Source organism: Neobacillus piezotolerans, from assembly GCF_003362805.1.
Lineage (GTDB): Bacteria > Bacillota > Bacilli > Bacillales > Cytobacillaceae > Bacillus_D > Bacillus_D piezotolerans.
In genome coordinates this window covers 1-2,567 of the sequence record NZ_QNQT01000027.1, presented here as the reverse complement: position 1 = coordinate 2,567, position 2,567 = coordinate 1, and the positions used below count along the sequence as shown (strand labels likewise).

At 25.2% G+C, this 2,567-nt stretch carries 1 protein-coding gene and 2 pseudogenes; all 3 read right to left on the bottom strand.

Annotated features, from left to right (window positions below):
• Positions 1–885: 885 nt before the first annotated feature.
• On the bottom strand, positions 886–1,209 hold the full coding sequence (gene ndhC, locus DRW41_RS23955; RefSeq protein WP_181884681.1) for an NADH-quinone oxidoreductase subunit A: 324 nt from the start codon (positions 1,207–1,209) through the stop codon (positions 886–888).
• 195 nt (positions 1,210–1,404) lie between these two features.
• A pseudogene (locus DRW41_RS23950) lies at positions 1,405–1,877 on the bottom strand (cytochrome c oxidase subunit 3).
• A 186-nt stretch (positions 1,878–2,063) separates the two neighbouring features.
• Positions 2,064–2,321 (bottom strand): annotated as a pseudogene (locus DRW41_RS23945) (F0F1 ATP synthase subunit A); the annotation flags it as partial.
• Positions 2,322–2,567: the final 246 nt, after the last annotated feature.

Here is a 2,567-nt window from a genome sequence, read left to right as displayed (position 1 = left end):
CATCTTATTCAATTCGAATAATAAATTTATCAAACAAATTTACAAATAAATCTAAACCAGACTTAAATAATCACTGCTCTATATATTCAAACATCCCCATTTTAGTTATAAGACCTATAGCTGTTTCAATAGGATCATTATTATTATGAATAATAAACCCAGAACAAATACTATTTTTTCCAAATACATATATTAGAATTATTTTAATTACCCTACTAATTGGATTTATAATAGGAATACTACTTACATTTAAAAATAAATTATATATCTTTTTAGGATTATATTCTATTGCTTTATGATCTATTCACTTCATATCAACAAAAATAACAGTTTTATTCTCCCCTTTAATAAATATTTATAATAAGAACGATAAAAACTGACAAGAAATTTATGGTCCTTATAATCTATTTTTAACAAATAAAAAAATAACAAAATTACCAGAATCAAAAAACCTATCCATCTTAACAACCTTATTACTAATTTCAATAATCCCTATTATAATTATATCTTATTTATATAGTTTATTTAAAACACTTTACTGAAGATAAAGAAAACTATACATCTCCATCATGAAATAATGACGTGAACTTCACTATATTATCCTTTACTTAAGTCGAAATTAAGCTGCCTTCAAGCTCATTACAAAGTAGCTAATCGCTATATTAAAAGTTAGCAGCTTTCAAATAAACTTATCGTATGTTACCATATAAACTGATTGCAAATCAATTAAAAACTTCCTTACTTCATTTCATTAACAATAAAAACGCTATTACAGCTCCTTAAAAATCTAATTGGCAGAACAAGTGCATTAAGTTTAAGCCTTAAATATAATATTCAATTATATTATTATACCACTTTATCTCCCTTAACCTCATAATAATCTAATCAATCTAAAGAACCATAAAAATATTCGTATACCAATCCCAATAATAAAATAAAAATAAATAAAAAAAAAACGACTAAACCTATTTCTCTAAATAAAAAAGGAACAGGAAGCATTAAAGAAATTTCGACGTCAAAAATAATAAATAAAATAGAAATTAAAAAAAAACGATAAGAAAAAAATAATCGAGTAGACGAATGAGGATCAAATCCACACTCATAACATCTTAAAATCTCTATATAATAATCTCTTTTATAAAAAACAATTAAAAACAAAAAATATACCACACCAACTAAAAATAAAGATCCAAATAAAATAAAAAACATAATAAATTCTCCTTTTAATTGGAAATTAAACATACTGTAATACTAATATATCACATTAAATAACATTTATCCACCTCATCAATAAACAACAGAAAATAAAAATAATCAAACTACATCTACAAAATGTCAATACCAAACTGCAGCTTCAAACCCAAAGTGATGTCTACCAGAAAAATGTCCACCTAAAAAACGAATTCAAATAATAAATAAAAATAAAGTACCAACAATAACATGAAATCCATGAAAACCAGTAGACATAAAAAAAGTAGATCCAAAAACAGAATCTCTAATTCTAGTAGAAGACATATAATATTCAAATCCCTGCAATATCAAAAAATACAACCCTAATAACCAAGTCATTATTAAAGAAACCCTAACCCCATATCAATCTTCCTTCAAAATAAGCTGATGAGCCCAAGTTACTCTAACACCTGAAGAAAGTAAAATTACAGTATTTAATAAAGGTACTTGAAAAGAATTAAAAGGATGAATACCCATAGGAGGCCAATAAGACCCTAATTCAATTGTAGGACTAAGTCTAGAATGAAAAAAAGCTCAAAAAAAAGAAAAAAAAAAAAAATTTCTCTTACAATAAATAAAATTATCCCAACTATCAACCCCTTCAATACCACTCTTGAGTGGAATCCCTGAAAGGTTCTTTCTCGAATTACATCTCGTCACCATAACATAGCCACTACAAACAATATTATAAAAGATAATATCAATAAACTTACATCATAAAATATAAATATCTTAATTATTCCAACTACTATAAATAAAGCCCCAAAGCCTACTACTAATGGTCAAGGAGATATATTCACTATATGAAAAGGATGAAAATGCTTTTCCAAAAGTTAATAATATTCTAAAGCATATAATAACAACAAAATTCTAAATACAAATCCTTGAATAATTCTCACACCAAATTCCAATACAAATAACATATTCTGTAATAATAAAGAACCAAAAAACCCAAACACACTAATTATTCTAATTCTAGATAATAAACCAATAATTAAGTGTCCCGCTATTATATTAGCAGCTAATCGAATAGATAAAGTAAAAGGACGAATTAAATGTCTTACTCTTTCAATTATTACTATTAAAGGAGATAATAAAAAAGGTCAACCTTCTGGAACCAAATGAGCACATCTTTCCTTAAATTTACAAGTAAATCCTATTAAAAAAAAGGATATTCAAAATACTAATCCTAAACCTAATGTAATAAACGGATGAGCTGTTCTAGTAAAAATAAAAGGAAATAATCCCAATAAATTACTCAAAAACAAATATATAAAAGTTATAACACACAAAAAATTCAAAGCTAAATAATTAGGAAAAGAAACTTCCTTAAAAAC

Bases quoted from the DNA above. Each gene is read 5' to 3' on its own strand.
- ndhC (WP_181884681.1), bottom strand. From the start codon at position 1,209: ATGTTTTTTATTTTATTTGGATCTTTATTTTTAGTTGGTGTGGTATAT.